The following is an 18,034-nucleotide window of genomic DNA, read 5'->3' on the forward strand; positions in this document are numbered from 1 at the left end:
GTTACCATTTTAGGCTTAGGGCCGGGTCATCCATGCTTTGCGGATTCCCTTGGGGTTGATGCAGCGATAATCCAGCCATGTCCTCATCCCCCAAAGTCCTGTTCGGATTTCATGCCGTCGGTGTGCGTATCAAGACCGCGCCCCAGTCCGTTTTTGAAGTTTTTTTCGATGTTTCGCGCCGTGACGCGCGTATGCGCCAGTTTGTGGACCGCGCCAAAGAGGCCGGTGTCCGCCTGATCGAGTCGGACGGCTTGCGCCTGGCCAAGATGTGCGGCAGCCATGGCCACCAGGGTGTGGTGGCGCGGGTGGACGCTGTGGCCCAGGTCACCTCGCTGGATGAGATGCTTGAAAACCTGGAAGCGGCGGGCACCGCCCAGCCGCTTTTGCTGGTGCTGGACGGCGTGACCGACCCGCACAACCTGGGTGCCTGCCTGCGGGTCGCCGATGGCGCCGGTGCCCACGCGGTGATTGCGCCCAAAGACCACGCGGCCGGTATCAACGCCACGGTGGCCAAGGTGGCCAGCGGCGCCGCCGAAACCATGCCTTATTTCATGGTGACCAACCTGGCGCGCACCCTGGGCGAACTCAAGGAACGCAATATCTGGATCATCGGCACCAGCGACGACGCGACCAAAACCATTTACGACGTCAAACTCACCGGCCCGGTGGCCCTGGTGCTGGGCGCCGAAGGTGAAGGCATGCGCCAGTTGACACGCAAAACCTGCGACGAACTGGTCAGCATCCCGATGCGCGGCGCGGTCGAAAGCCTGAACGTGTCCGTGGCCAGCGGCGTCTGCCTGTACGAAGCCCTGCGTCAGCGCAGCTGACCATTGGCATTGACTGCCTTCACGGCGCGCCTGCCGCGTGCCCGGCCTGAGACATGCTAAGCGTCAATATCGGCCCTTTCCCATTGCCGCTGAATCAGCTTTTTCTGATGGTGGCGTTGCTGGTGGCTCTGGCGGTGGGCCACCTGGTCGGGCGGAGCCAGAAAACCGGCGGCATCGCCAACAGCTTGTCCGACATATTGCTCATCGGGCTGCTGGTGGCGCGCCTGGTGTTTGTGGGCCAATGGTTTGACAGCTACCGCCAGGCGCCTTTGTCTATTCTCGATATCCGTGATGGCGGCTTTAGCCTCTGGGCCGGCGTGCTGGCGGCTTTGGGGGTGGCGATCTGGCAGGGCAGGCGCCGCGTGGCAATACGCAAGCCGCTGATCCTGGGCTTGGCGGCGGGCGCCCTGGTCTCGGGTGCCATGTCGGCAACGCTGCATTGGGTGAAGGAGGAGCCGCCGGTGTTGCCCACGGTGGTGTTGACGACCCTGGCGGGCGAGTCGGTCCAGCTAGCGGAACTGGCCGCCGGCCAACCCCTGGTGGTGAACCTGTGGGCCACCTGGTGCCCGCCTTGCCGCCGTGAAATGCCGGTTCTCGCCGCCGCACAGCAGCAGGAAAGCGGTGTGCGTTTTGTGTTTGCCAACCAGGGTGAAGACGGCGCGACCGTGCTGCGTTACCTGGCCAGCAGCAAACTGAACCTTTCCCACGTGGTGTTTGACCCCCGCACCGCGCTGGCGCTGGCCGTGGGCTCGCGCTCTTTGCCGACCACCTTGTTTTACGACGCCAGCGGCCGCTTGGTTGACAGCCATCTGGGCGAGTTGTCGGCCGCGTCCCTGGCCAGTAAATTAGAGCAGCTGCGCGTGCCGGCCGCCGTTGTTCCACGGCGCGTCCCCTAGATCAAACCAGCCCAGCAAAGCGCCGCGCCACGCAGCCACAACCAATGCAGCCGGTGGCGATCCGTCGCGCGATCACCATCAGCGCCATTTCTTGTTTGAAGGCGCGCACCCAGCGCAGCTGAGCCTCGACGCCATTTGCGGCGGGTTTTACACCACCATGCACATCACCGAGCTCACCGAAACGATGCAGGCGCGTGTCAGTCGGCCTTGAAGCCGGTGGCGGCGACCGCCTTGCCCCATGTGACGGTGTCGGCGCGGATGATGCGTGCGAACTCTTCGCCCGTGGTGCCGGTCACGCGAAATCCGGCGTCTTCCATCTTCTGCTTTCCTTCAGGCGAACGGACGGCCTTCTGCACGTCGGCGCTGAGTTTGGCGACGATGTCGGCCGGTGTTTTGGCTGGTGCCACGATGCCGAACCATGAGGTGAACTCGAGGTTGCTAAAGCCCTGCTCCTTGATGGTCGGCACATCGGGCAGCGCGCCGGCGCGCGTGGCGCCGGTGGTGCCCAGCGCCACCAGTTTGCCCGCCTTGACATTGGGCGCGGCCAGGCCGACGCTGGCGAATACGCCCTGCACGTCGCCGCTGAACAGGCCGCCCAGCGCATCGCCCGTGGTCTTGTAGTGCACCGGTTCGGGCTTGATCTTGATGGCCTCGCCGAACATGAAAGCGCCGAAATGTCCCGGCGTGCCCGCGCCGAAGGTGGCCATGAACAGGCCTTTTTGCTGCTGGGTCCAGCTCACGAACTCTTTGACATTTTTCGCAGGCACCTTTTGCGGGTTGACCAGCAGCACAAAGTCCGCACTGACGGCCTGGCTGACGGCGACGAAGTCTTTCGCCGGGTCGTAGGGCAACTTGTTGTAGCTGCTGGGGGCAATGCTGAGTTGGCCGGTCTCGCCCAGCATCAGCGTGTAGCCATCGGGCGCGGCGCGTGCGGCCTCCGCTGCCGCAATCAGGCCACCGGCGCCCGGCTTGTTGTCGACGATCACGCCCACGCCGCCCCAGTTTTCAGACAGCTTTTGCGCCAGCAGCCGAGCGACGATGTCGGGGCCGGTGCCGGCAGGAAAACCGACGATGATGCGGACCGGGCGAGCGGGGTAGGTCGCCTGTGCCTGGGCTGCAGCCCAGGGCGCCAGACCGGCGGCCACCAGGGCCAGGGCGAGCGCGCGTCGGGCCAGTGAGAAGGGGCAAGGGCTCATGAAGATGTCTCCGGGTTGTTATAGGAAAAAGTTGCTAGAAAGCGATCAATAACGGGAAGGGTCAGGCCAGCTCGAAAAAACGCATGACCACGCGGTCGGGATGGCGCGCGCCGCAACCGACAAACATGCGCTCGGCGATCCAGCCTAGTGACGTTGACGAGGTCTCGAAGCTGGGCGAGCAGCGAAAGTAGATCTGCGCCGGGTCCACTGGCTCGCCGCGAACCAGCCGCGCCATCAACTCGGGCGGGCCGGCGCGCACCGCCCGGTTCTGCACATAAATCATGTCGCCGCCGTCGGTTTCCAGGACGTAGCGCGCGTCCAGTTCGGCTAGGCGGTCGTTGACGATCAATTGGAAGTCCGCGCCGCCGGGCAAGACCCGGGCGGTCCAGCCTTGGCCGGTCGCTTCTCCGCCGACGATGGGAATAAGGCGGCGCAGGCCGTGAACGGTCTGGCCAACTTCCAGCGGCGCGGCCACTTGGACGGATACATCGGCAAAAGGCACAAGTACGGGGAGGGGAAGGGCATGCATGACCCTAGCGTAATCCCCGTTGCGGTCTGCAGCTGTCATCCCTGAAGATGACAGGCACAGGAGTGGCGATGAGAAAGTGGCATTTGACCGAGGGCAGCGGGGTGGACGTGGGGCAGGCGCTGGCCGGCATGATCAGCCGCCTGGGTCAGCCGCATTTTGAAGAAGCGCTGCTCAACTGCCTGCACCCGCTGGTGCCGGCCGGCTCCTGGTCGGTCTACCGCACAGGCAGAAACTGCCAGCCGGCGATGTTCATGTCGGCCAGCCACGGCATGCCCGACACCACGCGCGATTGCTGGCGCGCCTACCTGTCAGGGCCTTACCTGAGCGACCGCACGCTGGTGCAGGACGGTGCTGCCGCCTCGCCGCAGCCAGCCACCTTGTTGTGCCACATCACCGCACAGGAGGTGGCGAGCGAGCACCGTGCGCGCGTCTATGACGCTCACGGCGTAGCCGAACGGGTGTCCATCGTGCGGCAGCAGGACGATGAGTCGGTGTTCGCCATCAATTTCTATCGCCACACCCACCAGCGGGCCTTCAGCGACGGGCAGGTGGCGGCTTTCGAAGGCCTGGCGCCGGCCTTGCTGGCGCTGACGCAAAAACACCTGGCCCTGGCCGATTCGTTGCCACCTGTGATCGAGGCTGACTCCGGCTCGGTGGCGGTGCTGATGCAGCGCCTGCGCCGCCTGAACGGGCAGTTGACCGCGCGTGAGCTCGATGTGTGCGCCCGGCTGCTGCAGGGTATGACGCAGGCAGGCGTGGCAGCGGACTTGGGCCTGAGCTTGCCCACCGTGAAAACCTACCGCAACCGCGCCTTCGCGCGCCTGGGGATCCACTTTCGCAACGAGCTGTTCGGGTTGCTGCTGAAGGCGCCCCAGTTGCATTGACCGCTTAGAGCCAGCCCGTGGCGCCCAAGAGGGCGCCGGTTGCCAGCGGCGTCAGGCGCTAGCCTGATTCAGCGTCGCCATCGCCTCGGCATCCAGCGTCAGGCGTGTGGCGGCGACCAGCTCCGCCATCTGCGCCAGCGAGGTGGCGCTGGCAATCGGGGCAGTCACGGCGGCTTGCGCCATCAGCCAGGCGGTGGCGATTTGCGTCGGCGTCGTGTTGTAACGTGCCGCCACCTGGTCCAGCGCGGCCAGAATGCGTAATCCGCGCGCATTGAGGTATTTGGCCGTGCTGCCGGCGCCGCGTGCGCTTTTGCCGGCATCGGCCGCCGTGCGGTATTTGCCTGTCAAAAAGCCTGCTGCCAGGGTGTAAAAATTGATCACCCCCACGCCCTGTTTCAGGCACAAGGGCGCCAGCTCATCTTCAAACACGGCCCGGTCATACAGGTTGTACAGCGGCTGCAGGCTTTCATAACGGGGCAGGCTGTTTGTGGCGCTGACCTCCAGTGCCTGGGCCAGCCGGACGGCGCTGTAGTTGGAGGCGCCTATGGCGCGCACCTTGCCGGCCCGGATCAGTTCGCCAAAGGCGGCCAGGGTTTCTTCGAGAGGTGTGTCGGCATCGTCGTCATGCGACTGGTAGAGGTCGATGTGATCCGTCTGCAGGCGACGCAAGGAGTCTTCCACCGCCTGGCGGATATACGCCGGCTTCAAACCTTGTTTGCCCGGCCCCATGGGTTTGCCCACCTTGGTGGCTATCAGCACGCGGTCGCGTTTGCCGCTGTGTTTCAGCCATTTTCCGATCACGGTTTCGGATTCTCCGCCGCTGTGGCCTGGGGCCCAGCTGGAGTACACATCCGCCGTATCTATGAAGTTGAAGCCGGCCTCGACCCAGGCGTCGAGCAGGGCAAAGGAGGTGGGCTGATCCACCGTCCAGCCAAAAACATTGCCGCCCAGGGTGAGCGGTGAAATCTGCAGGCCGGAGCGGCCCAGTTCGCGGTAGCCAGGGTGAGTCATGCGCTGTCCTTGGTGCTTGGGTTGAAATGCGGAAGGGCCATTGTTTCCGCATTTCGCACCTTCTGCAGGCCGCGCTTCAAACGAAACCGAACCAGCCCAGCAACGCCCCCGTGCCCAGCAGCCACAACAAATGCAGCCGGGTGCGCCAGACGATGAAGGCCGTCACCGCGGTCAGCAGCATCACCGGCCAGTTTTTCAGGCTGCTGACGCTGGCGCTGGCCAGAATCCAGCCGGTGGCGATCAGCAGCGCAATCACAATCGGCGCCATGCCTTGTTTGAAGGCACGGACTCCGCGCAGGTTGCGGTTGCGGTGGCCCCAGCTGGCGGCCAGGTAGGTCAGGGTGGTGCTGGGCAACATGATGCCCAGCATGGTGACCAGGACGCCAAACAAGCCGAGCAGCGGGCCGCCGGCGTTCAGGCCCACATGCCAGCCCATCAGGGCGACAAACAAGACGTTGGGGCCGGGCGCGGCCTGCGCAATCGCCACCGAGGCGTTGAACTGCGGGTCGGTCAGCCAGTGCTGGCGGTCCACCAGGTAGCGGTGCATGTCGGGCGCGGTGGTGATCGCGCCGCCCACCGACAGCAGCGACAGGGTCATGAAATGCCCGAACATGGCGAGCCAGTCGCTCCAGTGCAGGGTCAAATTCATGGTGCCAGCTTCCGGTAAGTCAGCGTGCAGGCCGTCACGCCCAGCCCGAGGACCACGTAAGCCAGCGGCAGGCGCAGCAGTCCGATGCCGATGAACGTCAGCAGCGCCAGCCCCATACACAGGGGCCGGCCAAGCGGGTGGTTTTTCAGGGCGCCCATCAGCTTCAGGCCGGTGGCGGCGATCAGGCCGGCGGCGACCGCACCCATGCCGCGCAGGGCACCGGCCACATGGGGGTTGTCGGCAAACTGCGCATACACCAGCGCCAGCAGCAAAACCACGACCAGTGGCACGGTCAACATGCCGGCCAGGCCCACCAGGGCGCCGCGCAGGCCGAAATAGCGGTGGCCTATCATCATGGAAATGTTGACCACATTGGGTCCGGGCATGATTTGCGCGACCGCCCATTCCTCGACAAACTCCTCACGCGTCATCCAGCGTTTTTTCTCGACCAACTCGCGCTGCACGACGGCCAGCACACCGCCAAAACCTTGCAGCGCCAGCAGGGTGAAGGAGACAAACAGATCGGTCAGGGATTCGGGCCGCGGGCGGGCGGTTTCTTCGTCAGTGGGCAAGGCATTCATGCCGCAATTATCACCGGCGAATCGTGGGGTTATTCAGGGTCAGGATTGTGCGTGACTTTTAATTTGCTTCTTTTTTGATAGCTGACTGCGACCGTCCCATCAGGGCTGGAGGCCTAAAAAGCTTGTAAAAACAAGAAAAATCCAGCCAGGCTGGTGTCAGGCTTCTACAGCTTGAGCGCCCAGGTTTCTCCCACCAGGTCTTTCCCAAAACCGGTGTAGGGCTCGCTTTTGACCAGTTTGAAGCCGCGTTTGGCATACAGGGCCCGGGCGCTGTCCAGGCAGCTGTTGGTCCAGAGTACTATTTTTTTGTAGCCCCGGCTGCGGGCAAAAGCAATACATTCGTCGGTCAGCCGTGCGCCCAGGCCCAGGCCGCGCGCCTGCGGTGTCAGGATCAGCATGCGCAGCTGGGCCACGGTGGCGGATTTGCGCACCACAAAGATGGAGCCGACCCGCTCGCCATTGAGCTCGGCGATCCAGCAGCGGTCCGAGTCGGGCCGGTACTTGCGTAGATAGCCGGCCACGATGTCAGCGACCAGGGCTTCGAACTCGCTGTTCCAGCCGTATTCACGCGCGTAAATTTCGCCGTGTTGCTGCACCACCCAGCCCATGTCACCGGCTTGCGGATCACGCAGGATCACGCTCGGTGTGGGCAGGCTGGCCGGCGCCAGCAAACGCTGCACGGTGGCCAGCGCGGCTGTCAGTTCTTGTTGCGCCGGCCCGGGCAGCGGCGCCAGCAACGCGGCGGCTTCGTCGCGCGAGCGTTGCTGCAGCGGCGCAAACGCCTGGTAACCGGCTTCGGTGAGTTGCAACAGGCTTTGCCGCGCGTCGGCCGGGGCGGGTGTGCGGGCCATCCAGCCCTGACTTTCAAAACGGCGCAGGATGCGGCTGAGGTAACCCGCGTCCAGTGCCAGGTCACGCCTCAAGTCGGTGGCGGTGAGTTGCTGGCGGTGCGCCAGCTCGTACAGGACACGCACTTCGGTCAGCGAAAACTCGCTGCCCAGGTAAGGCGCCAGCACCCCGATGCGCTGCGTGTAAAAGCGGTTGAAACCACGTACGGCCTTGACGTGAGCGACGGGAACGGCGGCGGAAGGATCAGCTTTCATGGCGCTGATCATCCGGCAATTACTTGACTTGGTCAAGTAATTGCGGTTCGCAGTTTGGAACGCCAGGCTCAATAAACCGGCTGGTGCTGCTTGATGGTGGCCTTGACCTTGTCGCTGAGAGCAAAACCCGGGCCGAACTTCGCGGCCAACTGCTCGGCACGTTGCACAAACGCATCCACGCCCATGCCGTAGATGAACTGCATGGCACCGCCGGTCCAGGCTGGAAAGCCGATGCCGAAGATGGAGCCGATGTTGGCGTCGTGCACCGTGGTCAACACGTTTTCGCTCAGGCAACGCGCGGTTTCCACGGCCTGGCGGTAAAGCAGCCGGTCTTTCAGTTCGGTGATGTCCCAGGTGGCGCTGGGTGTTTCAAACAGTGTTTTCAGTTGGGGCCACAAGGTTTTCTTCGCGCCTTTCTCAAGCGGGTAGTCGTAAAAGCCGGCGCCCGCCGCCCGGCCCTTGCGGTCGAACTCCTTGACCAAACGTTCGACGAGTAATTCGCCCGGCGTGGCGATGTAGGTCTTGCCCTCGGCCTTGTAGTCGGCACGGGTCTGGTCCAGCACATGCACGCTGAGCGACAAGGCGGTTTCGTCCAGCACGGCCAGCGGCCCGACCGGCATGCCGCACTGGATGCCGGCGTTTTCAATGGCGGCGGCCGGAACACCTTCGCCCAGCATGGCCGCGCCTTCCATCACAAAGGTGCCAAAAGTGCGGCTGGTGTAAAAACCGCGCGAGTCGTTGACCACGATGGGAATTTTGCCCAGGGCCTGTACATAGTCAAAAGCGCGCGCCACGGTTTCGTCATCGGTCTGTTTGCCGCGGATGATCTCGACCAGCTTCATCTTGTCGACCGGGCTGAAAAAATGAATGCCTATGAATTTGGCCGGGTTGGCACTGGCAGCCGCCAGGCCGCTGATGGGCAAGGTGGAGGTGTTGGATGCAAAAAAACCGCCAGGCGCCAGCATGGGCTCGGCCTCTTGCGTGACCTTGGCTTTCAGGTCGCGACGCTCAAACACCGCCTCGATGATCAGCTCGCAGCCGGCCAGGTCGGCGACCTTGTCCGTGGCCTTGATGCGCGCGAGCAGGGCGGCCTGGTCGCTGGTACTCATGCGGCCCTTGTCCACACGCGGCTGCGTGATTTTTGCGCTGTAAGCCTTGCCGGCATCGGCCTTGTCCTGGCTGACGTCCTTGAGCACGGTGGCGATACCTTTGCTGGCCTGCGCATAGGCAATGCCGGCCCCCATCATGCCGGCGCCCAGGAGGCCGACCTTGGCGGGTTTGAAACGCGGCACATCCCTGGGCCGTGACTGGCCACTTTTGATCGCGTTCATGTTGAAGAAGAAGGTGTTGATCATGGCCTTCGCATTGGTGCCCGTCATCAGTTTGGCGAGATAACGGCTTTCAATGCGCAAGGCTGTTTCCAGATCCACCTGCGCGCCTTCGACCATGCAGGCCAGGATGGCTTCGGGGGCCGGGTAGAGGCCGCGTGTCTGCTTTTTCAGCATGGCGGGTGCGACCGTCAGGGCCATGGCGATCTTGGGGTTGGCCGGTGTGCCGCCGGGGATTCTGTAGTCCTTGGTCTCCCAGGGGTGTTGGGCTTTGGCCGGGTCGCCCTGGCTGGCCGTGATCCAGGCCAGGGCTTCGCCGCGCAACTGGCTGGCGTTGCTGACCAGGGCGTGTACCAGGCCCATTTCCTGTGCTTCGTGCGGGCCGAACAGTTTGCCCTCCAGCAAATAGGGCTGCGCCGCCAGCAGGCCCAGATGGCGCGTCATCTTGGTCACACCCGAGGCGCCGGGCAGCAGGCCCAAGGTCACTTCCGGCAGGCCGAACTGGATTTTTTTATCGTCCACCGCAATCCGGTGATGGCCGAGCAAGGCCACTTCCCAACCGCCGCCCAGGGCCGTGCCATTGAGGCAACTCACCACCGGCACACCCAGTGTTTCCAGCGTGCGGAAGTTCTTCTTCAGCAGCTCGATCTCGGTATACGAGGCCAGGGCGTCCGCCGGGCTCAGGCGCATCACGGCCTTGAGATCGGCGCCGGCAAAAAAAGTGGCTTTGGCCGAGGCCAGGACGATGCCTTTGATCGCCGCTTTGTCTTGGAGGACTTGCGCGGTCACTTCGGACATGTCGTGTTGCCATTGCGCACACATGGTGTTGACCGGCGAGCCGGGCTCGTCAAAGGTCAGGGTGGCGATGCCGTTGGCCAATTCGTACTGGATGGTCTTCATCAGATTCTTTCCACAATCGTTGCAATTCCCATGCCGCCGCCCACACACAGCGTGGCCAGTCCGTAACGCAGTTTGCGCCTGTGCAGCTCGTCGACCAGGGTGTTCAAAATCATGGCACCGGTGGCGCCCAGCGGATGGCCCATGGCAATCGCGCCGCCGTTGACATTGACCTTGTCGTGCGGCACCTTCATCTCTTTCATGAAACGCATCACCACGGCGGCAAAAGCTTCGTTGACTTCAAACAGGTCGATCTGGTCTATCGTCAGCCCGGCCTTGGCCAGCGCCTTGCGCGCCGCCGGCATGGGGCCGGTCAGCATGATGGTTGGGTCGGCGCCGCTCAGGGCTGCCGCGACGATACGTGCGCGCGGCGTGAAACCATGGGTTTTGCCGGCGGCGGCGGAGCCGATCAGCATCGCCGCGGCGCCGTCCACAATGCCCGAGGAGTTGCCGGCGTGGTGCACATGCTGGATACGTTCAACCTGCGGGTAACGGGTCAACGCGACCTGGTCAAAACCCATGCTGCCCATTTGTTCGAACGCGGGCTTGAGCGAGGCCAGGCCTTCCAAGGTGGTGTGGGGCTTGATAAATTCGTCCTGGCCCAGAATGGTCTGGTCCAGGAAATCTTTGACGGGCACGATGGAGTGATCGAAGTAGCCGGCCTCACGTGCCTTGGCCGCGCGTTTCTGGCTTTCCAGCGCAAAAGTGTCCACATCGGCGCGGCTGAAGCCTTCCAGCGTGGCAATCAGGTCGGCGCCTATGCCTTGTGGCACAAACGCAGTCGCGCTGTTGGTTTCCGGGTCTTGCGCCCAGGCGCCGCCGTCGGAGCCAATCGGCACGCGGCTCATGCTTTCCACGCCGCCGGCCACCACCAGGTCTTCCCAGCCCGAGCGGACTTTTTGCGCGGCCATGTTGACGGCCTCCAGCCCGGAGGCGCAAAAGCGGTTGACCTGCACGCCCGAGGCGCGAAAGTCCCAGCCTGCCTTGAGTGCGGCGACCTTGGCAATCACCGAGCCTTGTTCGCCGATGGGCGAAACCACGCCCATCACCACGTCGTCGACCTGCGCCGTGTCGAAGTTATTGCGGCGCTGCAACTCCGTCAACACGCCGGCTAGCAGGTTGACGGGTTTGACTTCGTACAGGCTGCCGTCTTTTTTCCCCTTGCCGCGCGGCGTGCGTATGGCGTCGTAGATGAAGGCTTCGGTCATGCTTGTTCTCCTGATCAATAGGATGGGATCGTTGTGTTTTGCAAATAGGGCGCGGTGGCTTCTTGCACCTGTTCGTGAAACCAGGCCACGCCTTGTTCAGCGCGGCCCACCGTGATGTGTGGGTTGGCGCCGCTTTTTATTCCACGCTGAATGCCGATGGCGCAATGGATGTCTTCTTTCTGGAACACGCCTTGTTCGATCAGGCGAAAGGTTTTTTCCCAATGTGGTGTCCAGTCTGGCGTGGCCTTGGCGGCGGGAATCAGCATGCGGTGCGTCCAGCGCAAGGTCTGGGACCGGTGGGCACCACGGTGATCAGGCTCAGATAGTCGGGGTGAAAGATGGTCACCGTGTTGGGGAAAATCACCTGACTCGTCGTCGCCAGCCGGCTCAGGCCTTCCAGCGTGGTGGGCGCCTCGCTGCCTGGCTGCGCGGCCCATTCCTGCGCAGCTTTGCGCGCCACCAGCGAATGGATGTGTGGGCCAAACCGTTCGGCCGAGGTGATGCCGTCCGAGAAATAGGGATAGATGGTGTTCTGGTGCAGTACCCGGATATGGTAGGACTCCAAAAACGCATCGATGATGAGTTTCCAGTTGGCGGGGTAGTCGGCTTCAACCGTGCGAAAGTGCTGCAACTGCTCGATGGCGAAAAAAGGCAGTTCATGGTTGAGTCCGCCCAGAAAATCGTCCAGGTTGATGGCGCCTTGGGGATCAGGCACCACCCAGATCAGGCCATGGCGTTCAGCGCAAGGCACAGGTGTCAGGTCGCGCGCGCCTGCGGGGCAGGCGTCGAAGGCGTCGGCATGCAACATGTGGCGCAACTCGCCGTTGAGCTTGTAGGTCCAGCCATGGTAGGGACAGACCACGCTGTTGCGTGTTTGCGCGCCGCCAGCGGCTTCGATCAGCCGCATGCCGCGGTGGCGGCAAACATTGAGAAAACAGCGCACCGTGCCGTCTGCGTCGCGGCTGAGCAGCAGCGGCACACCAAAACTGTCGTGTGCCATGGTTTGGCCGCGCGCCAGTTCGCTGCTGTGCGCGGCGATCTGGGGCAAGGGGCGAAACAGGGCTTGCAGTTCGGCCTGCCAGACCTCTGGCGAAAAATAACGCGCCACCGGAATATGGGTTTCTGCGGCAGGGTGGGCCTTCCAGTCCGGCTGGGCACTGGCCAGCTGGACCCGGATACGTTCCAGCAAGGCAGCCGTGACGGCGGGAGGCAGAAGGGTGGTGTCATCAACAGCGGCTTGCGACATGGTGCGTCAGTGTCCCGGGTTGTTTTATGGCGTTTGCAGTATATTCTTTTCACCAAGCAATTGCTTTTTATAAATAGTCCTCAAGGTGACACCATGATCGAGCGAACCCTTTTTTCAACGGACCACGAAGCGTTTCGCGACAGCTTCCGGCGTTTCCTGGCGCAGGAAATTGCGCCCCACCACGCCGACTGGGAGGAGCAGGGTTATGTCGATCGCGCGGTGTGGAACAAGGCCGGTGAAAACGGGTTCTTATGCATGACCATGCCCGAGGTTTATGGTGGTGCGGGTGCCGACAAGCTTTATTCGGTGGTGCAGATGGAAGAGCTGGCGCGCGGCGGCTTCTCTGGTATTGGTTACGGCCTGCACAATGAAATTGTTGCGCCCTACATCCTGCATTACGGCACCGAAGCGCAAAAACAGAAATACCTGCCCAAACTCGCCAGCGGCGAGATGGTGGGCGCAATTGCCATGAGCGAGCCGGCCGCCGGCTCCGACCTGCAGGGCGTGAAAACCACTGCCCTCAAGCAGCCCGAAGGCAGCTATTTGCTCAATGGCAGCAAGACCTTCATCACCAATGGCTGGCATGCGGATCTGGTGATTGTGGTCGCCAAGACCAACCCGACGGCGGGCGCCAAGGGCACCAGCTTGCTGCTGGTGGAACGCGGCATGCCCGGTTTTGAAGTGGGCAAACGATTGAAAAAACTCGGCCTCAAGGCGCAAGACACGTCCGAGCTGTTTTTCTCCGACGTGCGCGTGCCCGCAGATATGCTGCTGGGCGGCGAGGCGCATGAGAACCGGGGTTTTATCTGTCTGATGGAGCAACTGCCCTGGGAGCGTTTGCAAATTGCGATCACGGCCGTCGCCTCGGCGCAGGCTGCGATTGACTGGACGCTGGCTTATGTGAAAGAGCGCAAAGTGTTTGGCCAGCCGGTCGCCAGCTACCAGAACACCCGCTATACCCTGGCCGAGTTGCAGACCGAGGTACAGGTCGCACGTGTGTTTGTCGACAAATGCTGCGAGCTGATCAGCCAGGACAAGCTGGACACCGCGACGGCCAGCATGGCCAAATATTGGTGCAGCGACTTGCAGTGCAAAGTCATGGACGAATGTGTGCAGCTCTTCGGTGGTTATGGTTATATGTGGGAGTACCCGATCACCCGCGCTTATGCCGATGCACGCGTGCAACGGATTTACGGCGGCACCAACGAAATCATGAAAGAGGTGATTTCGCGGGCCATGGGCCTGGGGGCCAAATAACGACTTGGCGTGTCCTCAGCAAGGCTCCGTGAGCTGGCCACGGGCCGTTGCTGATCGCTCAGTTGACGCGGCGCTCAATCACAATCTCTTCAACCTCTACCCGGCGGTTGGGCGCCAGGCATTTGATCAGCGCCGCCTGGTTGCGGTCCTTGCAGTCGACGACCGGGTTGGCTTTGCCCTTGCCGATGGCCGTCAGGCGGCTGGCGCTGACGCCTTTGCCGGTCAGGTAGTTTTTCACCGCGTCCGCGCGGCGCTGGGATAACTTCAGGTTGTAGCTGTCCGCCCCCAGGCGGTCGGTGTAGCCCGTCACGGTGATATTGCCGGTGTATTGCCCGCCACTCAAGGCCTGGGCAATTTCGTCGAGCCTGGCCTGCGGCATGCGTAATTCGGCGCTGTCAAATTCAAACAGCTCGGTGGCTGACAGGGTCACGCGTTCAAACCGTGCAGGTGGCGCTGGCGGAGGAGGGGGCGGAGGTGTGACCACTGGTTCGGGGGCGGGCGGCGGGGTGTACTGCGCGACCACCGGTTGCGCCGGTTTGTCAAAGTAGTAACTCACGCCGAAGTTCAGGGAGTTGCTGTTGGTCCGGTCCGTTCCAAAGAGGGTGTCGTCGCGCTGGTAGGTGTGGCTGCGGCGAAGATCGGCCTGCATAAACCATTGCTCGGACAACGCCAGCTGAAACCCCAAACCCAGGTTGATATAGGGTGAGGTCTGGCGGGCGTTGGGCAGTTTGTCGTTTTCTGCGCCCACGCCAGCCAGCAGGAAGGGTCGGAAGTTGCTGCGGTTGAACAGGTACAAGGCATCAACACCGAGTGAACTTTGCTCAAAACGCTGGCCATTGTTGGTCGCGCGTGCGATGCTGCCGCCGACCTGAATGTCCCAGGACGGCGTGATCGCTTTGCCCAGGCGCAGACCAAGGCCGCCCAGATTCTTGTTGCCATTGAAGCGGGAATCGGGGTCCACGATCGTGATGGACGGCATGATGTACAAGGACGAGTTTTGAACGGGCTGGGCCATCAGCAGGCCAGGGCTGGAACAAACCAGGGCGGCCGCTGCGGCGGAAAGGTTGACGAGACGGTTCAGTTTCATAAAGGCTCCAAAAATAGAATGGATAAATAGGCCCCTTGGCGTCAGCCCGGCCCGCGCCCGTACCAGCCGCAACATTGCGGCTGGCAGGAAGGGGCGCTTGTGGGAGCTATCCGCATTGCTGCGTGAGAATTGGCCTACCTCATTTTTGGCGCGGTGCACTTGAGGTTGCGATTCCTGGGGTGTTGGCTGAATACACGAAAAAGTTCTAAAACCAAGCACTTGGCGACTTCTTTGTGCCTAATTCCTGCTATTTGTCACAGGCGCGGCGCTTCAAAATGCCATGTATCCGATCGTGACAACATGTAATGAAAAGCATAGGATGCTTGTTTGCGATAAGTCTGCCCAGCGGCTTGTCAGTACCTCATAACTCGAAGAACGTTTTGCAACGAGGTTGGGAGACCTCACTCAACATCTTTTTCTCCATGTCGCTTTTTCAAAATCTGTTTTCTCCTTCACGCGGAGCCAGGGACAGCAAGGTTGGGCCGGAGACCGGCCCTGTTCAGATGAGCCTGGAGGAACGCATGGCGTTTCGCCGGGAAATGCTTTTTGACTCGATCAACAGCACGATGAAGAGTTGGGGCTTGGTGGGCGAAAGTTACCGGTTCAAGGTTGTGCGTGTTGACAAACGCGGTCATACCTTTGCCGTGATGGTGGACTTGTCAACCGACTATCTGAGCAACGAGCAGGGGCGGCAAGGACCCTTGGCAGCGCTGGGGGCTGCCATCAAGAAAAACGCCTTGAGCCGTTATGGCCTCGGCGTGCCGGCGGTGTACTGGCGTGTCAATGAAGAGCTCAAGGGACTGGACTCCCCGCGCGCCGGAGAGGGCCCGCGTCCGGACCAGACATCGCCACAAGCCTCACGTTCACTGAATGTTCGCCGCTACGAGCGTGCGACCGCGGAAGAACTGGCGGCTTTCGAGGCTGCCTGGCAAAAAAGCAGCCAGATGAACATAGGCGACCGCACTTACGCGTCCGACCTGGTGCCGCTGGGTGAGCTCGACAGCCTGGGCGACAACGGAAAAGACAGCCGATAAGCGGCTGCACGGCAGCGCGTCAGCCGCCTTTGGGTGCGGCACCGGATAATGGGGGTCTATTCATTCACCGGGTTTTTGCAATGTTTCTCCTCTTTTTGCGCCTGTGCGTGCAGCGCATTTCTCACATTGCCCCGAAAGTACTGGCATGAGCACGCAGCCCCAGACCCAGCCCCGCATCGAGTGGACCGAAGCCGGTGAAACGCGTTCTGCGCGCTGGCGCTCCGAAAACGGCGCATTGCCGCCTAAACGCGTGCTTCTTGCCAACGACACCTTGGGCGCGGACGAGGCCTATCGCCTGACCAGTGAAGGCACGGCCTTGTTGTGGCGCGGTGACTTCCAGAATGCACGGCATTTGCTGCAGGCCCTGGCCAGGCGCATCGACAGGCCTAAAAAGGCCAAAAAAGCCAAACCAGGCCTGGCCGAACCTTCTCCTGCAGACCTCTTCAATCTGCATCGGCAAGCGCAGTCGCAGCGCGCGCGTACGCTGGCCATGGTGGTGCTGGAGTTTGACGGCGCGCATCACAGCGTGCTGCGGCGCGCGCCTGACGTGGTGCAAGCCTGCCGCGAGGTCTATGGCCCCGGCGACCTGGCGCAAGGCCCTTACGTGGTTTCGCTGCGGGAGCTGCTGGGGCTGATCAGCGTCCATGAGTGGCGCAGCAAAGGGGTGGAGATTGCGGCCCTGGACGGCCAGCGCATTCACCCGCATTACGGCGTGTTTGCGCCTGTGCGCAGCGAATATCTGGGCCTGGTGGCCGACACCGCCTTGCCGTCGGCCTTGGGTGCTGACGGCGTGGCTTTCGACATTGGCACCGGCACCGGCGTGCTGGCAGCGGTACTGGCGCGCCGCGGCGTGAATCGGGTCGTAGCAACGGACCAGGACCCGCGGGCCATGGCCTGCGCGCGTGACAACATCAAGCGTTTGGCGTTGACCGCCCAAGTCAACCTGCAGCAAACAGACCTGTTTCCCGAAGGGCGTGCGCCGCTGATCGTCTGCAACCCACCCTGGGTGCCAGCCCGTCCGAGTTCGCCCATCGAACACGCGGTGTACGACCCCGACAGCCGCATGTTGCGTGGTTTTCTCAGCGGCCTGGCGGTACACCTGGCGCCTGGCGGCGAGGGCTGGCTGATTCTGTCCGACCTGGCCGAACACCTGGGCCTGCGCACACGTGCCGACTTGCTGGCCTGGATCGATGCCGCCGGCCTGCAGGTGCTGGCCCGTGTGGACGCCAAGCCGCAACACAGCAAGGTGTTTGACGTGGACGATGCCCTGCATGCCGCCCGGGCAGCTGAAGTGACCTCGCTCTGGCGGCTGGGTGCCAAAACGCTTGCTTGACAGTTGCTATGAATGTGATAGCTGCTTGCGCCCGTTTATAAAGGGCTGGAGGCCTATTTCGTTCATATTTTCTGCCAAAAGCAGCTTGGCGCCACTTTAGCCAGCCTACCTGCTTCAAGACAAGGACATCGCCATGCCTTACGAACTGCATTACTGGCCAACAATCCAGGGCCGCGGTGAGTTTGTGCGGCTGGCGCTGGAGGCCGCCGGCGCCGAGTATGTGGACGTTGCGCGTGGCCAAGGCAAACCGGGGCAGGGTCTGGCGGCCACCTTGCGCCGCATGCAAGACCCGGCGCTGGAACATCCGCCGTTTGCACCGCCTTTTCTGGTCCACGGCAAACACACCATAGGGCAGACCGCCGCCATCCTGCTGTACCTCGGGCCGCGTCTGGGCCTGGTGGGCAAAAGCGAAGCCAGCCAGTTGTGGACGCATCAATTGCAACTGACCATGGCCGACCTGGTGGCGGAAGTCCATGAGACACATCACCCGATTTCAAGCCACCTTTATTACGAAGACCAGAAGGCAGAGGCCGTCAAACGGGCGAAGGCTTTTCGCCAACTGCGTTTGCCCAAGTTTTTGGCCTGGTTTGAAACCGTGCTGGCACGCAACCCCAAGGGGCCGGAACACCTGGTCGGCGCACGCCTGAGCTACGCGGATTTGTCCTTGTTCCAAGTGGTTGATGGCTTGCTTTACGCCTTTCCAAGAGCGAGCAAGCGGGTGCTCAAGTCGACGCCGCATGTGTTTGATCTGCACCAGCGCGTGGCGCAACACCGGCGTGTGGCGGCTTACCTGGCCAGCGACAGGCGGATTGCGTTCAACGAAGAGGGCATCTTCAGGCGCTATCCCGAGCTGGACGGCTGACACGGCAAGTCAGTGTTGCGGGTGTGCAAGACATCCATAGTCCGCAGATGCGCCGGGCGAACGAAAAAAAGCTGGCATTGCCAGCTTTTCCTATTTCTTCATGATC

At 62.4% G+C, this 18,034-nt stretch carries 16 protein-coding genes and 1 pseudogene; 7 read left to right on the forward strand and 10 right to left on the reverse strand.

From position 1 onward, the window contains the following. Nucleotides 1-77: 77 nt before the first annotated feature. Complete coding sequence (rlmB, locus tag ACHMXK_RS10640; RefSeq protein WP_397440121.1) at nucleotides 78-827, forward strand: 23S rRNA (guanosine(2251)-2'-O)-methyltransferase RlmB; 750 nt, start codon at nucleotides 78-80, stop codon at nucleotides 825-827. Between the two features lie 53 nt (nucleotides 828-880). Continuing rightward, nucleotides 881-1,723, forward strand: a complete 843-nt coding sequence (locus tag ACHMXK_RS10645) for a prolipoprotein diacylglyceryl transferase family protein (RefSeq protein ID WP_397440123.1) — start codon at nucleotides 881-883, stop codon at nucleotides 1,721-1,723. Between the two features lie 197 nt (nucleotides 1,724-1,920). Here the strand turns inward: ACHMXK_RS10645 and ACHMXK_RS10650 are convergent, their stop codons facing one another. Next, complete coding sequence (locus ACHMXK_RS10650) at nucleotides 1,921-2,919, reverse strand: Bug family tripartite tricarboxylate transporter substrate binding protein (protein ID WP_397440124.1); 999 nt, start codon at nucleotides 2,917-2,919, stop codon at nucleotides 1,921-1,923. A gap of 61 nt (nucleotides 2,920-2,980) precedes the next feature. Continuing rightward, nucleotides 2,981-3,448, reverse strand: coding sequence for a DUF3237 domain-containing protein (locus ACHMXK_RS10655; RefSeq protein WP_397440126.1), 468 nt, complete (start codon nucleotides 3,446-3,448; stop codon nucleotides 2,981-2,983). A gap of 68 nt (nucleotides 3,449-3,516) precedes the next feature. Here ACHMXK_RS10655 and ACHMXK_RS10660 point away from each other — a divergent pair, with 68 nt between their 5' ends. Then, complete coding sequence (locus tag ACHMXK_RS10660; protein WP_397440128.1) at nucleotides 3,517-4,332, forward strand: LuxR C-terminal-related transcriptional regulator; 816 nt, start codon at nucleotides 3,517-3,519, stop codon at nucleotides 4,330-4,332. Nucleotides 4,333-4,383: 51 nt separating this feature from the next. Here ACHMXK_RS10660 and ACHMXK_RS10665 read toward each other — a convergent pair whose 3' ends face one another. From ACHMXK_RS10665 to ACHMXK_RS10695, 7 genes and pseudogenes are all read right to left on the reverse strand, one after another. After that, nucleotides 4,384-5,343, reverse strand: coding sequence for an aldo/keto reductase (locus ACHMXK_RS10665; protein ID WP_397440130.1), 960 nt, complete (start codon nucleotides 5,341-5,343; stop codon nucleotides 4,384-4,386). 76 nt (nucleotides 5,344-5,419) lie between these two features. Beyond that, entirely contained in the window at nucleotides 5,420-5,992 is a 573-nt protein-coding gene (locus ACHMXK_RS10670; protein WP_397440132.1) for a chromate transporter, read from the reverse strand. Beyond that, on the reverse strand, nucleotides 5,989-6,573 hold the full coding sequence (locus tag ACHMXK_RS10675; RefSeq protein ID WP_397440134.1) for a chromate transporter: 585 nt from the start codon (nucleotides 6,571-6,573) through the stop codon (nucleotides 5,989-5,991). The genes ACHMXK_RS10670 and ACHMXK_RS10675 overlap by 4 nt, the downstream gene beginning before the upstream one ends. Before the next feature lie 164 nt (nucleotides 6,574-6,737). After that, complete coding sequence (locus ACHMXK_RS10680; RefSeq protein ID WP_397440135.1) at nucleotides 6,738-7,676, reverse strand: GNAT family N-acetyltransferase; 939 nt, start codon at nucleotides 7,674-7,676, stop codon at nucleotides 6,738-6,740. A 68-nt stretch (nucleotides 7,677-7,744) separates the two neighbouring features. Beyond that, nucleotides 7,745-9,904, reverse strand: a complete 2,160-nt coding sequence (locus tag ACHMXK_RS10685; RefSeq protein WP_397440137.1) for a 3-hydroxyacyl-CoA dehydrogenase NAD-binding domain-containing protein — start codon at nucleotides 9,902-9,904, stop codon at nucleotides 7,745-7,747. After that, on the reverse strand, nucleotides 9,904-11,109 hold the full coding sequence (locus ACHMXK_RS10690; RefSeq protein ID WP_397440139.1) for an acetyl-CoA C-acetyltransferase: 1,206 nt from the start codon (nucleotides 11,107-11,109) through the stop codon (nucleotides 9,904-9,906). Before ACHMXK_RS10690 ends, ACHMXK_RS10685 begins: the two co-directional genes overlap by 1 nt. A gap of 14 nt (nucleotides 11,110-11,123) precedes the next feature. Beyond that, nucleotides 11,124-12,355, reverse strand: a pseudogene (locus ACHMXK_RS10695) (aromatic ring-hydroxylating dioxygenase subunit alpha). 93 nt (nucleotides 12,356-12,448) lie between these two features. Here ACHMXK_RS10695 and ACHMXK_RS10700 point away from each other — a divergent pair. Further along, nucleotides 12,449-13,612: an acyl-CoA dehydrogenase family protein gene (locus ACHMXK_RS10700; RefSeq protein WP_397440141.1), complete on the forward strand. Its 1,164-nt coding sequence runs from the start codon at nucleotides 12,449-12,451 to the stop codon at nucleotides 13,610-13,612. A 58-nt stretch (nucleotides 13,613-13,670) separates the two neighbouring features. Here the strand turns inward: ACHMXK_RS10700 and ACHMXK_RS10705 are convergent, their stop codons facing one another. Next, a complete protein-coding gene (locus tag ACHMXK_RS10705) occupies nucleotides 13,671-14,699 on the reverse strand; it encodes an OmpA family protein (RefSeq protein ID WP_397440143.1) in 1,029 nt (342 codons plus the stop codon). A 422-nt stretch (nucleotides 14,700-15,121) separates the two neighbouring features. Between ACHMXK_RS10705 and ACHMXK_RS10710 the strand changes: the two genes are divergently transcribed. From ACHMXK_RS10710 to ACHMXK_RS10720, 3 genes are all read left to right on the forward strand, one after another. Continuing rightward, nucleotides 15,122-15,733, forward strand: coding sequence for a hypothetical protein (locus ACHMXK_RS10710; protein ID WP_397440145.1), 612 nt, complete (start codon nucleotides 15,122-15,124; stop codon nucleotides 15,731-15,733). A gap of 145 nt (nucleotides 15,734-15,878) precedes the next feature. After that, on the forward strand, nucleotides 15,879-17,066 hold the full coding sequence (locus ACHMXK_RS10715; protein ID WP_397440147.1) for a methyltransferase: 1,188 nt from the start codon (nucleotides 15,879-15,881) through the stop codon (nucleotides 17,064-17,066). Between the two features lie 133 nt (nucleotides 17,067-17,199). Continuing rightward, nucleotides 17,200-17,928: a glutathione S-transferase gene (locus ACHMXK_RS10720; protein ID WP_397440149.1), complete on the forward strand. Its 729-nt coding sequence runs from the start codon at nucleotides 17,200-17,202 to the stop codon at nucleotides 17,926-17,928. Nucleotides 17,929-18,034: the final 106 nt, after the last annotated feature.

This window comes from Polaromonas sp. UC242_47, assembly GCF_044452385.1.
Lineage (GTDB): Bacteria > Pseudomonadota > Gammaproteobacteria > Burkholderiales > Burkholderiaceae_C > Polaromonas.

Excerpts from the sequence above, each read along its gene's own strand:
- rlmB (WP_397440121.1), top strand. The coding sequence starts at position 78 with ATGTCCTCATCCCCCAAAGTCCTGTTCGGATTTCATGCCGTCGGTGTG.
- ACHMXK_RS10645 (WP_397440123.1), top strand. The coding sequence starts at position 881 with ATGCTAAGCGTCAATATCGGCCCTTTCCCATTGCCGCTGAATCAGCTT.
- ACHMXK_RS10650 (WP_397440124.1), bottom strand. The coding sequence starts at position 2,919 with ATGAGCCCTTGCCCCTTCTCACTGGCCCGACGCGCGCTCGCCCTGGCC.
- ACHMXK_RS10655 (WP_397440126.1), bottom strand. The coding sequence starts at position 3,448 with ATGCATGCCCTTCCCCTCCCCGTACTTGTGCCTTTTGCCGATGTATCC.
- ACHMXK_RS10660 (WP_397440128.1), top strand. The coding sequence starts at position 3,517 with ATGAGAAAGTGGCATTTGACCGAGGGCAGCGGGGTGGACGTGGGGCAG.
- ACHMXK_RS10665 (WP_397440130.1), bottom strand. The coding sequence starts at position 5,343 with ATGACTCACCCTGGCTACCGCGAACTGGGCCGCTCCGGCCTGCAGATT.
- ACHMXK_RS10670 (WP_397440132.1), bottom strand. The coding sequence starts at position 5,992 with ATGAATTTGACCCTGCACTGGAGCGACTGGCTCGCCATGTTCGGGCAT.
- ACHMXK_RS10675 (WP_397440134.1), bottom strand. The coding sequence starts at position 6,573 with ATGAATGCCTTGCCCACTGACGAAGAAACCGCCCGCCCGCGGCCCGAA.
- ACHMXK_RS10680 (WP_397440135.1), bottom strand. The coding sequence starts at position 7,676 with ATGAAAGCTGATCCTTCCGCCGCCGTTCCCGTCGCTCACGTCAAGGCC.
- ACHMXK_RS10685 (WP_397440137.1), bottom strand. The coding sequence starts at position 9,904 with ATGAAGACCATCCAGTACGAATTGGCCAACGGCATCGCCACCCTGACC.
- ACHMXK_RS10690 (WP_397440139.1), bottom strand. The coding sequence starts at position 11,109 with ATGACCGAAGCCTTCATCTACGACGCCATACGCACGCCGCGCGGCAAG.
- ACHMXK_RS10700 (WP_397440141.1), top strand. The coding sequence starts at position 12,449 with ATGATCGAGCGAACCCTTTTTTCAACGGACCACGAAGCGTTTCGCGAC.
- ACHMXK_RS10705 (WP_397440143.1), bottom strand. The coding sequence starts at position 14,699 with ATGAAACTGAACCGTCTCGTCAACCTTTCCGCCGCAGCGGCCGCCCTG.
- ACHMXK_RS10710 (WP_397440145.1), top strand. The coding sequence starts at position 15,122 with ATGTCGCTTTTTCAAAATCTGTTTTCTCCTTCACGCGGAGCCAGGGAC.
- ACHMXK_RS10715 (WP_397440147.1), top strand. The coding sequence starts at position 15,879 with ATGAGCACGCAGCCCCAGACCCAGCCCCGCATCGAGTGGACCGAAGCC.
- ACHMXK_RS10720 (WP_397440149.1), top strand. The coding sequence starts at position 17,200 with ATGCCTTACGAACTGCATTACTGGCCAACAATCCAGGGCCGCGGTGAG.